We start from the raw sequence: 22,039 nt of genomic DNA on the forward strand, positions 1-22,039 counted from the left end.
GTTTTTTGTTAGTTTTTAACTTGCTGCAAAAGTCTTTTAATTTTTGTCCTCTAACGTTAAGACAACGTTAAATCAGCTTTGCAAAAATACCTGAAATTTTAAGAAAAATGAACTGTAAATGAATTAGTTAGCCTTTTACAATTAACTTAATGGAATTCTAGATTATTTCTTAAAATATTGCAAAAGTCGCAATGTAGAGCTATCATGACCTGACAATTCCGAACTTTCAATGTCATTTAAAATTGTACCTGCCAACTGTTTCCCCAATTCTACACCCCATTGATCATAACTAAAAATATTCCAGATTACCCCTTGTACAAAAATTTTATGTTCATAAAATGCAATTAGAGATCCCAAACTTTTTGGTGTTAATTTATCTATCAGGATCGTATTTGTGGGCTTATTACCGGCAAATACCTTAAAAGGTGCCAAGGTATCCAATTCTTCTTGGGACATGTTTTTAGACCTAAGTTCAGAGACGACCTCTTCCTTGGTTTTTCCATTCATCAACGCCTCAGTTTGGGCAAAGAAATTGGCCATTAATTTATTGTGGTGCCCTTTATCCCCATGTAACGAATACTTATACCCAATAAAATCTGTGGGTATCAATTTTGTACCTTGGTGTATTAATTGAAAGAATGCATGTTGTGAGTTGGTACCGGGCTCTCCCCAAATAATCGTACCTGTTTCATACCCTACCGTATTTCCGTTACGATCAACACTTTTTCCATTACTTTCCATGATACCTTGTTGCAAGTATGCAGAAAACCTACTTAAATATTGGGTATAGGGAATAATTGCCTCTGTCTCGGCACCATAAAAATTATTGTACCAAACACTCAACAATGCCATTATTACTGGAATATTCTCTGAAAAACCAGCTTCTTTAAAATGAACATCGGCTTCATTGGCTCCTTTTAACATTTCATCAAAATTGTCGTAACCTACCGCCAAGGCAATGGTAAGACCTACTGCACTCCATAAGGAGAAACGACCACCTACCCAGTCCCACATTGGGAAAACATTTGCAGCATCTATTCCAAATTCAGCTATTTTCTCCGAGTTAGTAGATACCGCAGCAAAATGTTTTGCAATATCCTCTTGTGATGCATGACCTAAGAACCATTTTTTAATCGTTGTAGCATTACTTAATGTCTCTTGGGTAGTAAACGTTTTGGATACTACTACAAAAAGTGTTGTTTCTGGATTTAATGTCTTTAAAATTTCATTGACATGGTCACCATCTACATTACTGACAAAATGAACCGAAAGATGATTTTTATAATATTTTAAAGCTTCAGTGACCATAGCCGGACCAAGATCGGAACCACCAATACCAATATTGACAACATCTGTAAAAGATTTGCCCGTGTACCCTTTTAATTCACCATTTATTACAGCATTGGTAAATTCCTTAATATGGGCTTTTACCTCATAGACTTCTGGCATTACATTAACCCCGTCTACCCGTACATTATCTGTCTCTTTAGACCTTAAAGCAGTATGCAATACCGCTCTACCTTCTGTCTCGTTTATTAACTGGCCACCAAAATATTTCTTTATGGAATCTTCTAAATTCACCTCATTTGCCAATTGCAGCAATAACTCCATGGTAGTTTCATCTATTCTATTTTTAGAATAATCAAACAAGAAATCATTCCATTGCAACGTAAATTTTTCAGCTCTTTTTGCATCTGAAGCAAACATGCTTCTTAAGTGCTCATTTTTAATATTGTTGTAATGGTTGGTAAGCTTTGTCCAAGCCGAAGTTTGCGTTGGATTAATTTTATTTAATGACATATTATTGATTAAGCGTTATTAAATCATCTTCCTCTTCAAGCAATACTTTTGGATAAATAATACAATCCAACTGCTCTTTAAGTGGAGTTATATAAGCAAAATATTCTGGTTTTAGAGAATCGTTCAAAGGTTCTGCCTGAGGCAAATCTTCCTTTAAGGGGTCTACTTGACGACCGTTCTTCCAAAAACGATAGCATACATGGGGACCGCCGGTATTACCTGTCATACCTACCCAACCAATAACATCACCTTGACGTACAAATTGACCTTTTTTTACCTTCTGGGCTTTCATATGCAGATATTGAGTGGCATATGTACCATTATGCCTAATCTTAACATATTTTCCGTTACCTCCCCTTCTAGTAGATTCTATTACCGTACCATCTGCAGTGGCCATTATTGGGGTTCCTATTGGCGCTGCATAATCCGTACCCTTATGCGGCCTTATTTTATAACCATAATATTTTATCCTTCTTTTAAGATTGTACCTAGAGGACAATCTACCAAACTCTACGGGCATCCTTAAAAAAGTCCTGCGTAAATTGTTGGCATCTTGGTCATAATAATCCACAATATTTTTCAAGGAATCATTTTCATAGGCAAAAGCATAAATTGGTTTGCCATTATGTTCAAAATATGCAGCCTCTACAGCTTCCGCACCGGCATAAATGGTATCGTTTATATATTTCTCCTTGTAGACTACCTTAAATTTATCGTTCTTTTGAAGCCTTGAAAAATCTATGGTCCAAGCATACACATTTGCCAGGTTATGGGTAACGTTATAATCTATTCCCTGATCTAATATTGCTTCTGACAAACTGGTCTCAATAATTCCAGAGATTTCTCTCTGTACAAATTTTACCTTTCTCTTGCTCTTATATGCACGTACACTATCACGTAAATCAACAACCGTATAATTTATTGGGTCATTCTGATAAATAAATACTTGCGCCTGGCCAACGGTATCTTTTGATTTTAGTATAACATATGGTTTACCTACCCTAATTTTACGAACATCAAATGTATCTCTATATTGCTCCGATATTTTAGCGACCTTGGTATATGCCACTTTGTTATTCTGCATTAGCTCCCCAAAGCTATCGCCATTTTTAACCGTATCTAAATGAACTACAAATTCATCTAGATTAAAGCCGTACTGTTCATTTATTTCTGGCAGCTCCTTTGCCACTTGTATCTGCTGCGCCAACTCTTTTTGTTGCCCATTATCTTCCTTACAGGATACAGCTATTGTCAATGCCAATATTATGCCCCAATATCTATGCATTCTAATGTGTTGATTTATTTGGATTGAACATATGGTCTACCCACTGTTTTCCCCAATTGTTTAATTCTTCTTCTGTGTAAATTTCTGGAAAAAATACTATCTTTTGAAAACTGGGAGGTAGGTATTCTTTCCAATTGGTGCCTCCAGTGGCGTCAATATCTCCAGAATCTCTTTGCAAATATCTATGGGCAGAGCCCATATGCATTAATTGCCAGTTTACATTGGCGTTTACATCCAATGCTTTCAGTGCATCAATTAAACTAGCATTCTGCTTTTGTTTTTTGGACAACCCTAAATACTTATGATAAATAGTAGTATTCTTGACTTGCTTTGCTATTCTAATCAACCTAGGGGTATACCTATATTCAAACTGTTTTAAAGTCAATGTTTTTTCACCCGTACTTAAATCTGTAGCGCCTTTTTTCCAATAAATATGTTCATAAAGGTCTTCAATGGTGTCTGCTTCGGAAAAATTATCCCGCTCGCTTACATGAACTAAATTTTCTAGTCCGGTGGCATAAATTTCAATCATTCTAAATTGAGCAGATTGAAAACCACTTGCCGGTAGTAAGGCCATACGGTATTGAAGAAACTGCTCTCTTTCCATCCCCTTGATCATTATACCGAATGAAGAAATAAGTACGGTATAATAACTGTTGATTCGTCTTAGTTTATCTATAAAAAAATCAACGTCATCACTTTTATCATCTACCAATTGTTTTTGCTCGTGCAATATGAGCTTAAAATACAATTCAGTAATCTGATGGTACATGATGAAAATCTCTTCATCTGGAAAATGGGTTCTTGGAACCTGTAGGCTTAATAAGGTGTCTAAATGAATATAATCCCAATACGTTAAGTAGCGTTGGTGAAGCAAACCGTCCAAATATGAGCTAAGATCTTGGCCTGAATCCTTATATTTTTCTTCAAGTTTAGCTATTTGGGAATTGATCTGCTCTCTATCTTTCATTTAAATTTTAATCCATTATAATTTTAAACTGGTGTTTAAGACCATTATATCCGTCTAAATCTGCTTTAATGGCACCCACCGCCAAATCTGCCTTAATACGTATTGGTATTCTATTTTGGTCATTTGAAACCCATAAGGACAAACTTTCCTGTTCCTTAAAAACACGGCCAGATTGCACCAAAGGCCTAAACTTTAAACATTCTACCTTACCATATTTGGTATTAACAATTTCCAGCCCTAAATATTTAAGTTTGAAATTGAAAACCCCGTCATCATCATAAAGCATTTTTAAGGTAATGGCCTTACCTTCCTCAAGATCATCTGTCTTATAATTGTTTCTTAAATAATAAAAAGCAGATATAAGGTCTTGAATATTATCTTGCAGTGTAAAATTAAGCTTTTTCTTGTTTTTCTTATCATTTAGTTCAGCTTTCGCTTGCTCATAATCAAAGTTTATCTCTACATCTTTCGTATAACCGCCTTCATTGATTTTTCTAATGAACCGGTATGGCTTTCCGTCCTCTTTATCAAAATAACTTTCATACGTATCATCAACCTTAAAGAACCAACTGGCAAAACCCGTTGTTTCACCATGACCAACAACATGAAAAACAGGCTTGTCGTTAATAGTAGCATTGTTTACTTGTAACGTTGCATAACTAGCATTTAAAAATCCGTAATGAAGTCTAAACTTCAACCATTCGCCCGTTCTAAATGCAGTCTGGTCGTTTTGTCCAAAAACTCCTAAACTTATAAATAAAAGGGAAAGCAATAAAATTTTTTTCATAGTCTTTACTTTGAGGCAAAAGTAGTAATTGAAGTATCTCGATTACCGTCGTTACAATAACTTAAACAAAATTTGTTCCAAAGTATTGCACAAAAAAAGCCCAGTCTTAAAACTGGGCTTTTCCTAAATAACCAACCAAACTTTAAATTATGAAAAACCACTACTTAAAGTTGTAAGGGAACCACCCCTTAGCTGGTGTAAATTTACAGTACTATTTTCTTCTATTAATAGGGTTTAACTTACTTTAACGATAAACTTAACAGTTATTCACACTTAAGGTTAATATTTATGAAAGTATTAAGAACAAAGGCCTTTACGCTACATTTATTGCGTTAATTTTCTGTTCGATAAAGCCTAAAACCAATACCCAACACTTACGAAAAATTGCGAGTTGTCTAGCTCTGGCGACCAAGAATACAATAGATTGATCGGACCTATAAAAGATTGCCAACCATAACCCACACCAAAGCCTGAATACATAGGTGCCTTGAACCAATCTCCCGTTCTAAAAAGGTCATCGTCCACATTGGCAAAATTGGCGGAGAAAAGAGCGTGATGCTTTTCTGCAAATTCATAATCTAACCTTCCATATGCCTTAACATAGCTATTACCGAACAAACTGATAAAATCATACCCAATAAAGGAAGCAAAATTGTTGATATAGTCCGTACCATAACCCCCCAATAAAAAATCAAAACTGGTAACCTTGGAGGTACCTAATTTAAACCCACCTTCCGTCTCTAGATTTAATGATACGTTTTTGATCAAAGGAACTGCCATCCCCATTCTTGCCTTTGAAACGGAAAAATCCTTAAAATTGTCATTGAAGTCAGATGATAAGAGATAATAATGCATGTCCCCATCAAAATAAAGTCCACGTTTTGGAAAATACTTATCATCATAAGTATCTAGTTTCAATGCTCCAAAAACGCTAACATAATTACTTTTTTCAAAATACGTTCTTCCATTTTCGGTTTGTGTATTTATGGGCACATTGGGATCAGTTACCTCTCCAAAGGTTCTTGTACTGTACTTTAAATCTTTGTACTCAACCCCCGTTGTAAAAGCAAACTCTTCCTTTACTACCGTTTGTACATAAATTTGATTGGTGAAATCTGATACGGATAAATTTATTGAGTTAATTCTTGAATTCTGCGTTACATCAAAATTATCACTGATAAGGTCAAAATCTATTTCCTGCTCAAAATCATTGAACCTAGAATTTACACCAAAACTCCAATAGGTTCCTTTATCCATATAATATTCAAAATTATACCGAATATTATCCCCAAGAATAAGATCAAAAGAGGCTACATCATCCCTTGACAATATCTTACGCTTGGTCAGGTTAATGATCGCTCCACTCTTATACAGATCATCATAATGTGCGCCCAATCTCAAAAATGTAGTAATAGGCGTTTCATCTAAAGGCAAAACCAGGTCTTCACCATCATCAACATTACTTAATAACTTATATCTAATTGTCTTAAAATTGCCAGTTGCCGCAAGGTTTCCTATACCTTGTTGTAATTTATTAAAGGTGATAGGTTCGTTCAAATTAAACCGTAATTTACCTTTTACATAGCCGCGGGTGTGACTGGTATTACCTTCTATAATCAACCGGTTCAAAGCAATATTTTTCCCCGTGATGTTGTTCACGGTTTTACGCTTACCATAACCATTGGATAGCGCTTTTAATTCTTCATACTTTAAGAATGCGGCATCTTCACCGGTTTTAATTATTTCCTTTAACTTATTAAATTCAATTACCGAGTATTGTTCTATTAGCGGTTTTATGTAGATATCCGTTTTTGCAGCCTTTTGCTTCATATCTGCCACTGTCCTATAATTGTTGATCTGCAAAAGTATTTCCGTAGCCGACATGAGAGACTCCCTATCTGATAACCCGTGTTGCACATCTACGCCTATAATAATGTCAGCACCCATTGCCACTACTTCATCTATTGGATAATTGTTGACGACCCCACCGTCTATTAAAACCTTATCCTCTATGACAGTAGGCTCAAATAAAGATGGTAAAGTACCACTGGCCAATACGGCTTCTGGTAGATATCCTTTGTTCAGTATTACCTGTTTGCCCGTTTCAATATCGGTGGCCACACAAACAAAAGGGGTTGGCAGTTTGTTGAAATCTTTGACATCTTTTACATGATATAATAATTTTACCAGTTCGTTATAAATATTTTGACCACCGGAATATGCCGGCGGAACGGAAACCTTGAAATTATCAAACGGTAAGGATAATGCATATCGTTCAGAATCTTCCTTTTCGTAGAACGTCTTGGCACTTCTTGGCAGATTGTCTTGAATCAAGGATCCAAAATTTGTGGCGCTGAACATGGAATCCAGTTCCATTGCCGTATATCCTGAAGCATATAGAGCCCCTACGATCGCACCCATACTAGAACCACCTATATAATCTATTTCTATTCCCGCTTGTTCAATAACTTTTAAAGCACCAATATGTGCCATACCTTTTGCCCCACCACCGCTTAGGACCAGACCTATTTTAGGCCTTTCACCATTTTGATCCTCTTGCCCGCTCAATAACATTATATTGAGCAAACTAAATGTTAGGCCCAATAGCATGTATTTAAAACCAACACTATGTGGTATGAAAAGATTCATATATCTTATTTGCTTTAGACGCTCCTACTATTTTGGCCAAGCTTTCCTTGGATGCTTCTTTAATGCGCTTAACGGACTTAAATTGTTTTAAAAGTTGTTGTGCGGTCTTTTCGCCTACACCTTCTATACCAATTAACTCCGAATTAATAGCACCTTTGCTTCTTTTGTTTCTATGCAAGGTTATACCAAACCTGTGCGCCTCATTCCTTGCATTTTGAATAATTTTTAAGCTTTCACTTTTCTTGTCCAAATACAATGGTATAGGGTCATCGGGAAAATAAATTTCCTCTAATCGCTTGGCTATACCTATAATAGCAATTTTTCGCCGTAAACCCAGTGCCTCTATACTTTTAAGCGCCGATGACAATTGACCTTTACCACCATCTATTACAATTAATTGTGGCAATGGTTCCATTTCATCCAATAAACGCCTATACCTACGAAAGACCACCTCTTCCATAGAAGCAAAATCATCTGGACCAACTACCGTCTTTATATTATAATGCCGATAATCCTTTTTGGATGGTTTACCGTCCTTGAAAACCACACAAGCAGCAACCGGGTTGCTCCCCTGTATATTACTATTGTCAAAACATTCTATATGCCTTGGTTCTGCCGATAAATGCAAATCTTTTTTCATTTGCGCCATAATCCTATTGGTATGACGATCCGGGTCAATAATCTTAATTTGATTAAAGCGTTCTTGTCGATAAAATTTGGCATTTCGTTCAGAAAGGTCCAGTATACGTTTTTTGTCCCCTAATTTTGGAACCGTAATCTTTAATCCAGAAGTTAAGGATACTTTAAATGGTACATATAGCTCCTTAGAATTTGAATTGAACCGTTCCCTAATTTCCACTATAGCCAATTCTAATAACTCCTCGTCCTTTTCCTCTAATTTCTTTTTGATTTCCATAGTATGGGAACGAATAATGGAACCATGGGATAATTGTAAAAAATTAACATAGGCAAAGGCATTATCCGAAATAATACTAAAGACATCTACGTTGCTGATTTTGGGGTTTACAATAGTAGATTTAACCTGATAATTTTCAAGAACATCTATTTTGTCTTTGATAACTTGTGCTTCCTCAAACTTCATTTCTGATGCCAAAGCCTTCATCTGTCCTTTAAAATAGGTAATAGATGATTTAAAATTTCCTTTTACAATCTCCCTTATATCAGCTATTTGTCTATCATAATCCGTTATAGATTGATAGCCTTCACAAGGTCCTTTACAGTTACCCAGATGATATTCTAGGCAGACCTTATATTTACCGGCATTGATTTTTTCCGTAGAAAGATCATAATTGCATGTTCGTAACGGGTAAACACTTTTTATCAATTCCAACAAAGTACGCACCGTTTTCATGCTGGTATACGGACCATAATATTCAGAACCGTCCTTAATAACTCTTCTTGTTGGGAACAACCTTGGAAAACGCTCATTTTTTAAACACAACCAAGGGTAAGATTTGTCATCTTTTAATAACACATTGTAACGAGGCCTGAGCTCCTTGATCAGGTTGTTTTCTAACAATAATGCATCCGACTCCGTAGGTACTACAATATGTTTTATCTCCTTAATTTTCTTGACCAAAACACGGGTTTTACCATATTCATGGTTCTTATTAAAATAAGAGGAAACTCTTTTTTTAAGGTTTTTTGCCTTACCTACATATAATATTACACCATTTTCATCATAAAATTGGTATACCCCAGGATTTGTGGGTAATGCACTTAATTGTATATTCAATGGTATTTCTGACATTCTTCTACACTACTAATTTAGTCTATAAAACTAATTTAAATTACACCATACCTTATATTTTATAACACTAAAAAATAGTTGAACATCTTAATGTTACCAATTGATAATTTGATAAATTTACCGTCTTTAATTACGAACTATTTAAAAAAAATATACCCATATTACAGAGTACATAAACCAAAAAATGTGTATTTTTGTAATCTTTTGAAAATCAATTGATTACAAAATACATTTTTCCTGATATTTATTACAACGTTAATTTTTTAATAAAAAAGTGCTTTTAAACGATAAAAAAGTGCCGTTCATAGATATCTTATTAATTATTTTACCTATTTTTAACGTAATTACGGTTAATATTACGACGAAAAGAACATTATTATGGAAAGCTATATCATCACCCTCGGAACATATCTTATTTTAATGTTATTTTTTAAGGTATTTTTTGCTGTTGCAGGTAAAGAGTAACTTAATTATTTTCAGCATGCAAATGACTTCACTATGCTGAAGAATGATTTACGAATAAAATATTCCAAACTTAGAAGTTCCCTAACCCGGTCAGAAATTGTTGACCACAGTTTAGCTATAGCAAATTCTGCACTAACCTTACCTATATGGAAGCACCATTACTTTCATATTTTTTTATCCATTGAAAATAAATCCGAAATAGATACTGAGGGCCTAATCTCAATATTATTAGGTTTTGATAAACATGTTGTCGTGCCCAAAATAATATCTAGCACCCAACTAGAACACTATTTACTTACGGATAATACTAAATTCTCTTATAATTCATTAGGAATACCGGAACCTGTAGATGGCATAATAATACATCCTATACAATTAGATGTTGTCTTTATACCTCTTCTTGCTTTTGATACCAGAGGAAATAGAATTGGTTATGGAAAAGGGTATTATGATCGCTTTTTACAAAAATGTAAACCAGATGTAATAAAAATTGGGCTTTCATTGTTTGAAGCTGAAAAGGAAATTTTTGAGGATGTGCTTACCACCGATATTCCTTTGGACTACTGTATTACTCCAACCAAAATTTATTCATTCGGTTCACTATAATCCTTATCATCTTGCTCCTTAATATTCTCTTCCTTGCCAAATGCCTTTTTATTAAAAACTAATAAAATACCTACACCTGTACTAATAGCGGTATCCGCTATATTGAATACGGGTTCAAAAAAGCGAAAGTTTTTTCCTCCAACTCCAGGAACCCAATCTGGCCAAGTAGTGTCTACCATAGGAAAATATAACATATCTACCACTTTACCATAAAACAACTTGCCGTAAGGTTCATTGGAAAAAAGAGTGGCCACTTCATTATAACTATCATTGAATAGGATGCCATAAAAAACCGAATCCAAAATATTACCCAATGCTCCGGCAAAAATTAATGAAACTGCCCAAATTAAAGTATTAGAAGCCTTTTTCCTTATCACATCAAAATGCCAATAGCCTATTCCAAAAATGGCGAAAAGCCTAAAAATAGTAAGGACCAATTTTCCTATATTATCAGATATGGGTAGAATATCACTTAGCTTAGCCCCCCAAGCAGCTCCTTCATTTTCAATAAAAAGAATCTTAAACCAACTGAAAACCTCAACAGATTCCCCTAAAACAAAGTGGGTCTTGATGTAAATTTTACTCCATTGGTCAATAATTAATATTAACAGGATGAATAGGACGGATTTTTTAATATTCATGGGCTTCAATCAATGTGGGCAAAAATATAAATATTATTCGGTTTTAATGAGTTCAATATTACCTGTAACGGTTTGTAGATCATAAGTAGAGTTACCAGTAGGAATTTCATTTGAACCAACATGACCATATTTGGCCACTGCAGAAATATTTGCAGCATTGGACCACACCTTAATATTACCACTCTGTGTTTTAACCTTAATGTCTCCCAATACATTATTCAATTCGCACACGCCATCGGATAAACTTACGTTGAGTCCTTCGTAGGAGCCATTGACCAATAATCTAGAACTGGTGCCATAGACCGCAACATTTCTATATTTTGGTACCGATACGCTTAAGGTAATGGAAACCACCTTATGAGCACTTAGTTTATCATTTGGATTATGAAAATTAGGTGAAAAGCCGGCATTAATAAATATTGTTGACCCTTTTGAAACTGCCTCTATGTTCAAATTATCAACATATTCACCTTCAATATTGGCTATAGCGTTTATCTCTTGCTCCTCTGTCGTTTGCAGTAGTACCTTAAAACAATTTGCGGTGTTGACCTGTACCAAGTCTATATCTTCTGACAGTAGTATTCTCTGAACATTTTTTTGAGCAAAAAGACCAGTTGAGCACAGGAGTAGGGAAAATAGCAATCTATACAAACCAACAGTATTAAAAAACGCCCCTTAAGGCGTTTTATTTATGATTGCATGTTTTTAGCTTCAATACTTAACGTGGCATGCGGTACAAGTTTTAAGCGCTCCTTATTAATAAGCTTACCTGTAACACGACATATACCATAGGTTTTGTTCTCTATACGAAGTAACGCATTTTTAAGATCACGAATAAACTTTTCCTGCCTAATGGCCAATTGCGTATTGGCCTCCTTACTCATAGTTTCAGAACCTTCTTCAAAAGCTTTAAAGGTAGGCGAAGTATCATCCGTACCATTATTGCCATCATTCATATAGGCACTTTTTAAAAGGTCTAAATGACTTTTAGCCTTTTCTATTTTGTCCTCTATTAAATCTTTGAATTCTGCCAAATCCTTGTCAGAATACCTTACTTTTAAATCTTCTGCCATCTTTTAATATTTTTCAATAAATAATTTTGTATTTACTTCATCAAATGCAATTTCCATTCCTTTTTCCAAATTATCCTCAAAACTTAATTCTGCCGTTAAAGTTTCGGTTTTAATATAATCAATATTATTTTCAACCGCCTTTTCTACAAAACCATCTTTCAATATTTTAATTGCAATTTTATCAATTACCTCATAACCAGAATCTTTTCTGATATTCTGAATTCTATTAATCAGTTCCCTGGCAATACCTTCATTTCGTAAATCTTCCGTAATGGTCACATCCAGAGCAACTGTTAATTTACCAGAAGTGGCCACCATCCAGCCTTCTATATCCTGAGAACTAATTTCTACATCATGTAACTGTAAAGTAATACTTTTATTTTCTATTTGGATTGTTAATTCGCCATTCTGTTCAATTTTCTGGATATCAGCCTGAGAAAACGTATTGACCACTTGTGCTATGGCTTTCATATCCTTTCCAAATTTTGGACCTAAGGTCTTGAAATTAGGCTTAATACGTTTTACCAATATACCAGATGCATCATCTAAGAGCTGAATTTCCTTAACATTAACTTCAGATTTAATTAATTCTGAAACTGCTTCAATTTCTTCTCGATCCTTGGCATCTAGAACCGGAATCATGATTTTTTGTAGTGGTTGACGTACTTTAATCTTCTCTTTCTGACGGATGGACAACACCAAAGAAGAAATTATTTGTGCCTTGTGCATCTTCACTTCTAAACTTTCGTCTATAAGCGATTCGTCTGCCTTAGGAAAATCCGCCAAATGCACACTCTCAAATCCGTCTTTTACCGTCGCCTTATTTAAATCTAAATATAAGCGATCCATGAAAAATGGAGCAATTGGTGCAGAAAGCTTAGCGACAACGTCCAAACAAGTGTATAAGGTTTGATATGCTGAAATTTTATCTGTAGCATATTCGCCTTTCCAAAAACGTCTTCTACACAAACGAACGTACCAGTTACTCAAGTTTTCTTGAACAAACTCAGATATTGCCCTTGCGGCACGTGTTGGCTCATACTCGGCATAAGCACTATCTACAACCTTTATCAATGAATTTAATTCAGAAATGATCCAACGATCAATTTCTGTTCGCTGTTCCATTGGTACATCTTCTTCTGAATATGTAAACTCATCTAAGTTCGCATATAAACCAAAAAAGGAATATGTATTATAAAGCGTACCAAAGAATTTACGCTTAACCTCTACAATACCTTCGGTATCGAATTTTAGGTTATCCCAAGGGTTGGCATTGCTGATCATATACCAACGCGTTGCATCGGCACCATGTTCGTTCATAGTCTCAAAAGGATCTACGGCATTACCCAATCGCTTGGACATCTTTTTACCTTCCTTATCTAACACCAATCCGTTAGAAACAACATTATTATACGCTACCGAATCAAAAACCATAGTAGCTATTGCATGCAAGGTATAGAACCAACCACGAGTTTGATCCACACCTTCAGCTATAAAATCTGCCGGAAATGTTTTTCCTTCATCAATCAGTTCTTTGTTTTCAAACGGGTAGTGCCATTGTGCATAAGGCATTGAACCACTATCAAACCAAACATCAATTAAATCACTTTCACGCTTCATAGGTTTACCAGAAGCAGAAACCAATGTAATTTGATCTACAATATTTTTATGCAGGTCTATTTTATCATAGTTCTCCTCAGACATGTCATCCACAACAAAATCTGCATAAATATCCTTCTCTAATACTCCGGCTTCAACAGCTTTTGCCATTTCCAATTTTAACTCGGCAACCGAACCTATAATTAATTCTTCCTTACCATCTTCTGTTCTCCAAATTGGTAATGGTATTCCCCAATATCTTGATCTTGAAAGATTCCAATCATTGGCGTTCGCCAACCAATTTCCAAATCTTCCTTCGCCAGTTGCTTTTGGTTTCCAGTTGACCGTTTGGTTCAATTGGAACATTTGATCTTTTACATCGGTTACTTTTATAAACCAAGAATCTAATGGGTAATATAAAATTGGTTTATCCGTACGCCAGCAGTTTGGGTAACTGTGCACATACTTCTCTACTTTAAACGCTTTATTTTCCTCCTTTAATTTAATAGCTATCTCAACATCTACCGATCGCTCAGGTGCTTTGCCATCTTCGTAATACTCGTTTTTAACGTATTTACCACCTAGCTCTTTAAGCTCTGGTCTAAATTTCCCCTGTAAATCTACCAAAGGCACTAGATTACTGTTCTCGTCCAGCACTAGCATTGGCGGAATTTCCGGAACTGCTTGCTTAGCTACAAAAGCATCATCTGCACCAAAGGTTGGCGCAGTATGCACTATACCCGTACCATCTTCTGTTGTAACGAAATCACCCGCTATTATTCTAAACGCATTTTCTGCATTTTCATAAGGAAGTACATAATCTAACAATTGCTCATACCTGATTCCAAGTAAATCTTTTCCCTTAAACTCTTTTACAACATAAAAAGGAATTTTTTTATCTCCGGATGCATAGGATAACAATTCTGATTTTTCTGATACCTCGCTATATTTTCCCGAGAATTGTTTTCCTACCAAATTCTTGGCAAGGACAACATTCATTGGTTGAAACGTATACTGGTTATACGTTTCAACCAAAACATAATCAATCTTTGAACCGACCGTTAATGCCGTATTCGATGGTAATGTCCAAGGTGTTGTGGTCCATGCTAAAAAGTATACCGTACCTTCATTCTGTAAGAAATCTGGCAGCGTCTCTTCAACCGCTTTAAACTGTGCGGTTACCGTAGTATCTGTCACATCTTGATAGGTGCCTGGCTGATTTAATTCATGCGAGCTTAACCCTGTTCCCGCTTTTGGAGAGTAGGGCTGTATGGTATAACCCTTATAAATTAAGCCTTTAGAGTAAATCTGCTTTAACAACCACCATACCGTTTCCATGTATTTGGATTTGTAGGTGATGTACGGATCATCCATATCTACCCAATACCCAACCTGTTGGGTCATTGAGTTCCAAACATCAGTATATCTCATCACCGCTTTTTTACAAGCAGCGTTATATTCTTCAACTGAAATTTTAACTCCAATATCCTCTTTCGTAATACCAAGCTCTTTTTCAACACCTAGCTCAATAGGCAATCCATGGGTATCCCAACCTGCTTTACGTTTTACCTGATAACCTTTCATGGTCTTGTACCTAGGAAAAATATCTTTTATGGTACGAGCCATTACGTGATGTATACCGGGCATTCCGTTAGCAGAAGGCGGACCTTCATAAAATACATAGCTCTCCTTACCCTCACGAGTAGAGATGCTTTTCTCAAAAATGGCATGGGTGGCCCAATAGTCCAAAATTTCTTCTGCAACCTTTGGTAAATCTAATCCTTGGTATTCTGCGAACTTCATACGAAAATGCTTATGGCACTGGAATTTAAAGGCTGCAAAATTATAAAATTTAGATTTAAAATATAGGTTTTAAATGTACTGAAATAACAGGTTATACGGTATTGTGAAAAATATTAACAAGTTTTACATCCAAAATTCAAATTGTACCGTATATAACCTTAAACAATAACCATTTAACGTAACACAATGAAAAAAGTAATTTTAGGATCATTAGCAATTTTAGCATTAAGTATGTCTATTTCTTGTAGAGAAACTGCCGACAAAGCAAAATCTGCTACCGAAGAGGCTGGTACAGCTCTAGAAGAAGCCGGTGAAAGCTTGAAAGAAGCTGGAGAAGAGCTTGAAGAAGCTGGTGAGGGCGCTATGGACGCTGCCAAAGAAGCTAGTGAAAATGCTATGGAAGCTGCTGAAGATGCAGCCGAAACAGTAAAGGAAGCTGGTGAAAAAACCATGGATGCCGCCAAAGAAGCTGGCAATGATGTTAAAGATGCGGCAAACGATGCAGCTGATAAGGCAGCAAAAAAAGCCGATGAAATAGAAAAAGCGGTTAAAAATTAATTTTATCCCTTTTTCATAGTATTAAAGACCCGTTCATACGGGTCTTTTTTATTTAAAAACTATACCCTAATCCAAGGATAACATTACGCCCGGGAGCAACTATACCAGAAGAATAACTTCTATATCGTTGATCCGTAATATTTTCCAAACTCGCAGTGGCCTTTACACGTGCCGTAATATCAAACTGGGAACGGAAATTCAACGTATACCAAGACGGAGCATACGGATTACCATTAGCATCAATGGCATATATATATTCCTTTGATCGCTCTGACATAGAAAGATCATCGTTAGCTATTTCACCATTATAGTTCACATATAGGTCTGCCATTACCCTTTGGTTTTTCCACAAAATGTGTAAATCACCAAAAGTAGGCGCGGCATGTCTTGCCGGTGTTTCCGTACCGTCTTCTTCCTCCTCTATACCCTGGGTAAAGGTAAGATTGGAAGTTAAGGACCACTGCTCGGTCAAATAAGCCTCTAAACCAAACTCTAATCCGTATACAAAGGCCTTGGCCGCATTCTGTATGGCCTGGACATTACTAAGCTCCCCTCCATATTCAATTTGTGAAACTCCATTATAATTAAAATCCCGTCTTACCAAGGCATCTACCAAATAGGTATAATACGCCGTACCTTTTAGTATAACCTTATCGTTAATATTACGACGTACCCCTAACTCAATATTATAAGCATATTCCGGTTCAAGGTCTGGATTAGGGACAACCACAGAGCCCGGTTCAGAATCAAAGATTTTACCAACATCATCAATATTAGGCGCCCTAAACCCCGTAGAACCGTTCCAAGTAATCTGTAAATTGGACTTAGGAAACCAGCTTAACCCTAAACTACCCGTTAAAGCCCCGGTACTTAAATCTGCCTTTTGAAAAGGGAAATCATAAAATGTATCCTCAAAATCCGCATGTACCCAAACATGACTATAACGAAGACCGGACATTAAAGTTAAATTAGGTTTCGCCTTATATTCACCATTGATATAACCCGCCAAACTCTGCCATGTTGAGCCATCTGGATATCGTGAAGCAGATGCAACTTCTTCATTAGTAACAATGTTTCTATCTAGCCCATATGACCCTACTTTGTTGTAAATATACTCTGCTCCATAATAGGTTTTAAAAGCACCTATCTTCTTATTCTCTAAATCTATATTAACATTTAATGCATTTACCTTTTCTTGGGTAGAATTCAGTACATCATCTTGAAAATCCCTATTATGTCTACTTTCTTTAAATTGTTGAAATGCTAGACCAAATTTTAAACCGTCATAGATTTTACCTCCACCTTTTCTTAAAACCTGTGCATTGGCCATAAACCACTTTTGGGGACCATAATACCACTGAGCAGAACGTAAACCCTCCCCATTGCTTGATGGGCGTATTAATCTATCATACCGAGAATAATCAGATGTTTCTGAAAAATATGCCCCAAGGTTTAAATTCCATTTTGCATTAGGCTTAAACAGAATTTTTTGCATGACATTCATTTGATCGTAACCTGTTGAAACCTGCCTCTTGGGCGATTCGTTATCTACCAGTACATCACCCTCATTAGTAAGGCTTACATAAGAATTCCTTAGATATTCCATTGGGCCATGCGACCCCATTTTTAAATTTTGAAAATTATTATAGGTTACACTGGTTAAAGAGGCCCATTTTTTTTTACCGACATTTATATTGGCATGCACGGTGTTTTCATTGTTAGCAGATGAAAACCTATAATTACCGTTACCAATTACTAAAAGGCTATCGTTTTCAGAAAGCTCCGGTTTTTTGGTATAAAAGTTCATAACACCACCGATGGCATCACTACCATATATTACGGAACCTGGGCCAAAAATTATTTCAGTATTCTTAACGGTAAACGGGTCTATGGAAATTACATTCTGTATGTTGCCTCCCCTAAATATGGCATTATTCATGCGCACACCATCTACGGACAAGAGCAGTCTATTGGTCGCAAAACCTCTAATCATAGGGCTGCCTCCGCCTAATTGACTTTTCTGAACAAAAACCTTTCCACTATTTTGAAGTAAATCTGCCGAAGTTTGAGGGGCAGTAAAGGATATAGACTTTGCATCTATGGATATAATTTTATTAGGTATGTCCTTTTTTTGTTGCTCCCATTTAGAAACCGACATCACTACCTCATCCAATTGTTGGGCCTTCATAGATAAATACACCTTATTGCCCTGTCTTTGTATTTGTTGTTTGGTGGTCTTAAATTCTTCATAACCTATGTGCCGTAAAGTAATTCTTTCCGTATTGCTGAAAATGGATGCATTGAACCTACCATCAAAATCCGATAAAGCTATCTTAGACTTATCTTTATTGAATACCGCTACATTGGAAATGGCCTCACCACTATCCCCATCCAAAACAGAAATTTGCTGTGCATTACCGATGTAGGCCATAAGAAACCATATGCCTAAAAAAAATTTATACATAAGTATTGAAGACTTCATTTAGTACAGCAAGAGATTTAGGTTTTTTAAACCCCTGTAAATGCAATTCAAAATATAACACTAGGGATTTAAGCAACTCTTGTCTATTGGTTTTTTTCATCTTTATGGTGTGAATTGCATCAAAATTTGTGCCTAAGAAGGCCTTGAAATAATAAATATTTTCACCCCTTAACATAGGGTTCAACGTTTCTTTGGCAACAAATTCACCTTCCAAAAGGTCAAAATACGGCCTATCTAGCTGATAAACATCAGGATAAAAACCTAAGAACCTAGTTAAGGACAGCATGAAGTATAGATGAAAATTTGCAATTTCGTCGTGAACATCTAACCACTGCAACGAAGCTTCTAAAAATTGAAACAGATCTTCATTTTTTTCCTCTTCGCGAATACTGTTTCCTAACAACTCAGCCAAGAACAGCGCCATGGCGTTTTTAGCCATATTAACATAAAGTGTTTGGTAGTGGTAGTATACCTTAGCCTCTCTTATAGACTCCAAAGACCCCTTGTTCTTATGGTTGGCAACGATTTCCAATTGCGTTAACGGTTGAAAATAGGCCGACTTTAATTTGCCCTTTTTGGAAGATAATACTCCGCGCAATAAATAGGATTTAACTCCGTCAGAAGCGGTGAACGCCTTCACGATAAGACTGGTGTCACCATATTTGAGTGCCGTAAAAACTATGGCCTTGGTCGTAACTTGCATTGGAACGTGGTCTATTACTACAAAGATAGCGGTTTGTATATTGGTCACTGAACAAAAAAAACGAGGCCTTTAAAGGCCTCGTAAATAAACACTTAAATTTTTTGGTCCAGGACCAGGGCCTTATATAACCCCTTGGGCCAACATAGCATCGGCAACTTTTACAAATCCTGCAATATTTGCACCTTTTACGTAATTACAGAAACCATCTTCTTCTTTTCCAAATTGTATACAAGAATCGTGTATGTCTTCCATAATATCTCTTAATCGTTCATCAACCTCTTCCCTTGTCCAACTTATACGAAGTGAATTTTGGGACATTTCAAGTCCTGATGTGGCAACACCACCTGCATTTGAGGCTTTCCCCGGAGCAAATAAAATCTTTGCATTATTAAATTCATGAACGGCATCTGCATTACAAGGCATATTAGCACCTTCTGCAACACACATACATCCATTAGCCAATAGGTTTTTGGCATCGTTTTGGTCAAGCTCGTTTTGTGTGGCACATGGCAAAGCAATATCACACTTAACATTCCAAGGTGTTTTGCCCCCATGGAATTCTGCATTAGGATATTTTTTAACGTATTCTGATATTCTACCACGCTTGTTATTCTTTAAATCCATCACAAAGGCAAGTTTTTCATTGTCTAACCCATCCTTGTCATAAACATACCCACTGGAATCTGATAGCGTTACCACTTTAGCTCCCAAAACAATGGCCTTTTCTGCTGCATATTGGGCCACATTACCGGAACCTGAAATAACTACGGTTTTTCCCTTAAAACTTTCGTTTTTAGTCTTCAACATACTTTCCGCAAAATATACGGTTCCATAACCAGTGGCTTCCGGTCTAATTTTAGAACCGCCCCAAGAAAGTCCTTTACCAGTTAATACACCGGTAAACTCATTACGTATCTTTTTATACATACCAAAAAGGAAACCAATTTCACGTGCACCCACACCAATATCTCCTGCCGGTACATCTGTATTAGGTCCTATATGCCTATTAAGTTCCAACATAAAGGCGTGGCAAAAACGCATTACCTCATCATCTGACTTACCCTTAGGGTCAAAATCCGAGCCTCCTTTACCCCCACCCATAGGTAAGGTTGTAAGACTATTTTTAAACACCTGTTCAAAAGCCAAAAACTTTAAAATACTGGCATTAACAGTTGGGTGAAAACGCAACCCTCCTTTATATGGACCTATTGCGGAGTTCATTTGAATTCTATACCCACGGTTTACATGTATTTCCCCATCATCATCTACCCAAGCTACCCTGAACGATACCAAACGTTCTGGCTCAACCATTCTTAAAAGAATATTCTTACCATTGTATATCTCATGTTTTGCAATATATGGTATAACAGTTTCTGCAACTTCTTGCACCGCCTGTATGAATTCTGGTTCGTGCCCATTTCTGGCAATGACCTCATCCATAAATGCTTTTATTTTATCTTCCATAAAGCTTATTACAATTGTATTAAATTATTGATTTCAAAATATAACGGCAAAATTATGCTATTCATGTAATTTATTGCCTACTTTTTTTAAAAGTTGATAATTTTTGTTGTTTTAACAACAAATAATGGGTTTTAGATTCTAAACTTCAATAAAACACCATTTTATCTTAATGCTTGCTCTAAATCCGCTATTAAATCTTCAGAATCCTCAATACCAACACTTAAGCGTATTAAAGCGTCTACTACACCACTTTTTTCCCTTTCCTCTTTTGGAATACTGGCATGGGTCATGCTTGCAGGGTGCCCGGCAAGACTTTCTACCCCACCCAATGATTCTGCCAAGGTAAATACTTGTAATTTTTCTACTATTCTTATTGCATCTTCATAACTGCCGCCTTTTGGCACAAAAGATAGCATACCTCCAAAATCTTTCATTTGTTCCTTGGCAACGGTATGGTTTGGATGATCTTCAAAACCCGGCCAATATACCTTCTCTACCTTAGGGTTATTCTTTAAAAAACGGGCTACGGCCTTGCCATTTTCACAATGGCGCTGCATTCTTACATGTAATGTTTTAATGCCACGTAAAACCAAAAAACTATCCATAGGACCACAAACGGCACCACTAGCATTTTGTATAAAAAATAATTTATCTGCCAAAACCTTGTCCTTAACCACCAAAGCCCCCACGACCGTATCGCTATGGCCACCTAAATATTTGGTAGCAGAATGCATAACAATATCTGCACCTAAATCTAAAGGTAACTGTAAATAAGGGGTTGCAAATGTATTATCTACTGCCAATAAAATATTCTTCCCTTTCACCAACCCTGCCACGGTTTTTATATCAATAATACCCATCATAGGGTTGGTTGGTGTCTCTACCCAGATAAGCTTGGTATTATCATTTACCTTACTTTCTATGGCCTCTGTACCCATCATACCAACAAAGTGAAAAACAATGCCATATTTTTCAAAAATTTTCTTGAAAATCCTATAGGTACCTCCATAAAGGTCATGGGTAGAAATTACTTCATCTCCCGGCTCCAAGAGTTTAATAACGGCATCTATGGCCGCCAAACCACTCCCAAACGCCAAACCATATGAACCTTTTTCAATACTGGCCAAGGAATTTTCTAGGGCAGTTCTTGTAGGGTTTGCGCTTCTGCTATATTCATAACCTTTATGTCCGCCAGGTGTACTTTGGGCATATGTAGAAGTCTGATAGATTGGGGGCATTACGGCACCATAAGCTTTCTCAGGTATTTGACCTCCATGAATTGTTTTTGTGTTGAATTTTAAATCCTTACCACCCATAGCCAACAAATATTTTACACAAATGTATCGTTATCTACTGACGAATACAATGAAGATGTATTTTTAC

General features: G+C 36.2%; 16 protein-coding genes. 2 read left to right on the forward strand and 14 right to left on the reverse strand.

Features of this window, described 5'->3' with window-relative positions:
• Nucleotides 1-162 precede the first annotated feature (162 nt).
• From pgi to uvrC, 6 genes are all read right to left on the reverse strand, one after another.
• Entirely contained in the window at nt 163-1,800 is a 1,638-nt protein-coding gene (gene pgi, locus ABVM52_RS06490; protein WP_405384598.1) for a glucose-6-phosphate isomerase, read from the reverse strand.
• A gap of 1 nt (nt 1,801) precedes the next feature.
• Nucleotides 1,802-3,085 (reverse strand): peptidoglycan DD-metalloendopeptidase family protein, encoded by a 1,284-nt coding sequence (locus ABVM52_RS06495; protein ID WP_405384599.1) that lies wholly within the window; start codon nt 3,083-3,085, stop codon nt 1,802-1,804.
• Between the two features lies 1 nt (nt 3,086).
• On the reverse strand, nt 3,087-4,055 hold the full coding sequence (locus tag ABVM52_RS06500; RefSeq protein ID WP_405384600.1) for a tryptophan 2,3-dioxygenase family protein: 969 nt from the start codon (nt 4,053-4,055) through the stop codon (nt 3,087-3,089).
• Nucleotides 4,056-4,062: 7 nt separating this feature from the next.
• A complete protein-coding gene (locus ABVM52_RS06505; protein ID WP_405384601.1) occupies nt 4,063-4,842 on the reverse strand; it encodes a DUF3108 domain-containing protein in 780 nt (259 codons plus the stop codon).
• A 354-nt stretch (nt 4,843-5,196) separates the two neighbouring features.
• Entirely contained in the window at nt 5,197-7,491 is a 2,295-nt protein-coding gene (locus ABVM52_RS06510) for a patatin-like phospholipase family protein (RefSeq protein ID WP_405384602.1), read from the reverse strand.
• The gene (gene uvrC, locus ABVM52_RS06515; RefSeq protein ID WP_405384603.1) at nt 7,469-9,262 is read right to left on the reverse strand and encodes an excinuclease ABC subunit UvrC; all 1,794 of its coding nucleotides are present in this window, start codon (nt 9,260-9,262) and stop codon (nt 7,469-7,471) included. Before uvrC ends, ABVM52_RS06510 begins: the two co-directional genes overlap by 23 nt.
• Nucleotides 9,263-9,760: 498 nt before the next feature.
• On the opposite strand from uvrC, the gene ABVM52_RS06520 reads away from it, so the two are divergent.
• Nucleotides 9,761-10,333: a 5-formyltetrahydrofolate cyclo-ligase gene (locus tag ABVM52_RS06520; RefSeq protein WP_405384604.1), complete on the forward strand. Its 573-nt coding sequence runs from the start codon at nt 9,761-9,763 to the stop codon at nt 10,331-10,333.
• On the opposite strand, the gene ABVM52_RS06525 is transcribed toward ABVM52_RS06520, so the two are convergent.
• From ABVM52_RS06525 to ileS, 4 genes are read right to left on the reverse strand one after another with little or no spacing between them, the layout of a single operon-like run.
• A complete protein-coding gene (locus ABVM52_RS06525; RefSeq protein WP_405384605.1) occupies nt 10,312-10,974 on the reverse strand; it encodes a lipoprotein signal peptidase in 663 nt (220 codons plus the stop codon). The genes ABVM52_RS06520 and ABVM52_RS06525 overlap by 22 nt on opposite strands.
• 33 nt (nt 10,975-11,007) lie before the next feature.
• A complete protein-coding gene (locus ABVM52_RS06530; RefSeq protein WP_405384606.1) occupies nt 11,008-11,625 on the reverse strand; it encodes a hypothetical protein in 618 nt (205 codons plus the stop codon).
• Between the two features lie 38 nt (nt 11,626-11,663).
• The gene (locus ABVM52_RS06535) at nt 11,664-12,047 is read right to left on the reverse strand and encodes a TraR/DksA family transcriptional regulator (protein WP_405384607.1); all 384 of its coding nucleotides are present in this window, start codon (nt 12,045-12,047) and stop codon (nt 11,664-11,666) included.
• Nucleotides 12,048-12,050: 3 nt separating this feature from the next.
• Entirely contained in the window at nt 12,051-15,449 is a 3,399-nt protein-coding gene (gene ileS, locus ABVM52_RS06540) for an isoleucine--tRNA ligase (protein ID WP_405384608.1), read from the reverse strand.
• A 186-nt stretch (nt 15,450-15,635) separates the two neighbouring features.
• Between ileS and ABVM52_RS06545 the strand changes: the two genes are divergently transcribed.
• Entirely contained in the window at nt 15,636-16,007 is a 372-nt protein-coding gene (locus ABVM52_RS06545) for a hypothetical protein (RefSeq protein WP_405384609.1), read from the forward strand.
• 52 nt (nt 16,008-16,059) lie between these two features.
• On the opposite strand, the gene ABVM52_RS06550 is transcribed toward ABVM52_RS06545, so the two are convergent.
• From ABVM52_RS06550 to ABVM52_RS06565, 4 genes are all read right to left on the reverse strand, one after another.
• The gene (locus ABVM52_RS06550; protein WP_405384610.1) at nt 16,060-18,471 is read right to left on the reverse strand and encodes a TonB-dependent receptor domain-containing protein; all 2,412 of its coding nucleotides are present in this window, start codon (nt 18,469-18,471) and stop codon (nt 16,060-16,062) included.
• Complete coding sequence (gene recO / locus ABVM52_RS06555) at nt 18,464-19,192, reverse strand: DNA repair protein RecO (protein ID WP_405385110.1); 729 nt, start codon at nt 19,190-19,192, stop codon at nt 18,464-18,466. The genes ABVM52_RS06550 and recO overlap by 8 nt, the downstream gene beginning before the upstream one ends.
• 120 nt (nt 19,193-19,312) lie before the next feature.
• Complete coding sequence (gene gdhA / locus ABVM52_RS06560; RefSeq protein ID WP_405384611.1) at nt 19,313-20,656, reverse strand: NADP-specific glutamate dehydrogenase; 1,344 nt, start codon at nt 20,654-20,656, stop codon at nt 19,313-19,315.
• A gap of 161 nt (nt 20,657-20,817) precedes the next feature.
• Nucleotides 20,818-21,972 (reverse strand): cystathionine gamma-synthase, encoded by a 1,155-nt coding sequence (locus tag ABVM52_RS06565; protein ID WP_405384612.1) that lies wholly within the window; start codon nt 21,970-21,972, stop codon nt 20,818-20,820.
• Nucleotides 21,973-22,039: the final 67 nt, after the last annotated feature.

This window comes from Maribacter sp. LLG6340-A2 (assembly GCF_045057105.1).
GTDB lineage: Bacteria > Bacteroidota > Bacteroidia > Flavobacteriales > Flavobacteriaceae > Maribacter.

What these genes read in the sequence shown, in the direction of transcription:
- ABVM52_RS06535 (WP_405384607.1), bottom strand. Translation starts at nt 12,047, where the DNA reads ATGGCAGAAGATTTAAAAGTAAGGTATTCTGACAAGGATTTGGCAGAA.
- ABVM52_RS06525 (WP_405384605.1), bottom strand. Translation starts at nt 10,974, where the DNA reads ATGAATATTAAAAAATCCGTCCTATTCATCCTGTTAATATTAATTATT.
- recO (WP_405385110.1), bottom strand. Translation starts at nt 19,192, where the DNA reads ATGCAAGTTACGACCAAGGCCATAGTTTTTACGGCACTCAAATATGGT.
- ileS (WP_405384608.1), bottom strand. Translation starts at nt 15,449, where the DNA reads ATGAAGTTCGCAGAATACCAAGGATTAGATTTACCAAAGGTTGCAGAA.
- ABVM52_RS06520 (WP_405384604.1), top strand. Translation starts at nt 9,761, where the DNA reads ATGCTGAAGAATGATTTACGAATAAAATATTCCAAACTTAGAAGTTCC.
- ABVM52_RS06565 (WP_405384612.1), bottom strand. Translation starts at nt 21,972, where the DNA reads ATGGGTGGTAAGGATTTAAAATTCAACACAAAAACAATTCATGGAGGT.
- ABVM52_RS06510 (WP_405384602.1), bottom strand. Translation starts at nt 7,491, where the DNA reads ATGAATCTTTTCATACCACATAGTGTTGGTTTTAAATACATGCTATTG.
- ABVM52_RS06545 (WP_405384609.1), top strand. Translation starts at nt 15,636, where the DNA reads ATGAAAAAAGTAATTTTAGGATCATTAGCAATTTTAGCATTAAGTATG.
- ABVM52_RS06495 (WP_405384599.1), bottom strand. Translation starts at nt 3,085, where the DNA reads ATGCATAGATATTGGGGCATAATATTGGCATTGACAATAGCTGTATCC.
- pgi (WP_405384598.1), bottom strand. Translation starts at nt 1,800, where the DNA reads ATGTCATTAAATAAAATTAATCCAACGCAAACTTCGGCTTGGACAAAG.
- uvrC (WP_405384603.1), bottom strand. Translation starts at nt 9,262, where the DNA reads ATGTCAGAAATACCATTGAATATACAATTAAGTGCATTACCCACAAAT.
- gdhA (WP_405384611.1), bottom strand. Translation starts at nt 20,656, where the DNA reads ATGGAAGATAAAATAAAAGCATTTATGGATGAGGTCATTGCCAGAAAT.
- ABVM52_RS06505 (WP_405384601.1), bottom strand. Translation starts at nt 4,842, where the DNA reads ATGAAAAAAATTTTATTGCTTTCCCTTTTATTTATAAGTTTAGGAGTT.
- ABVM52_RS06550 (WP_405384610.1), bottom strand. Translation starts at nt 18,471, where the DNA reads ATGTATAAATTTTTTTTAGGCATATGGTTTCTTATGGCCTACATCGGT.
- ABVM52_RS06500 (WP_405384600.1), bottom strand. Translation starts at nt 4,055, where the DNA reads ATGAAAGATAGAGAGCAGATCAATTCCCAAATAGCTAAACTTGAAGAA.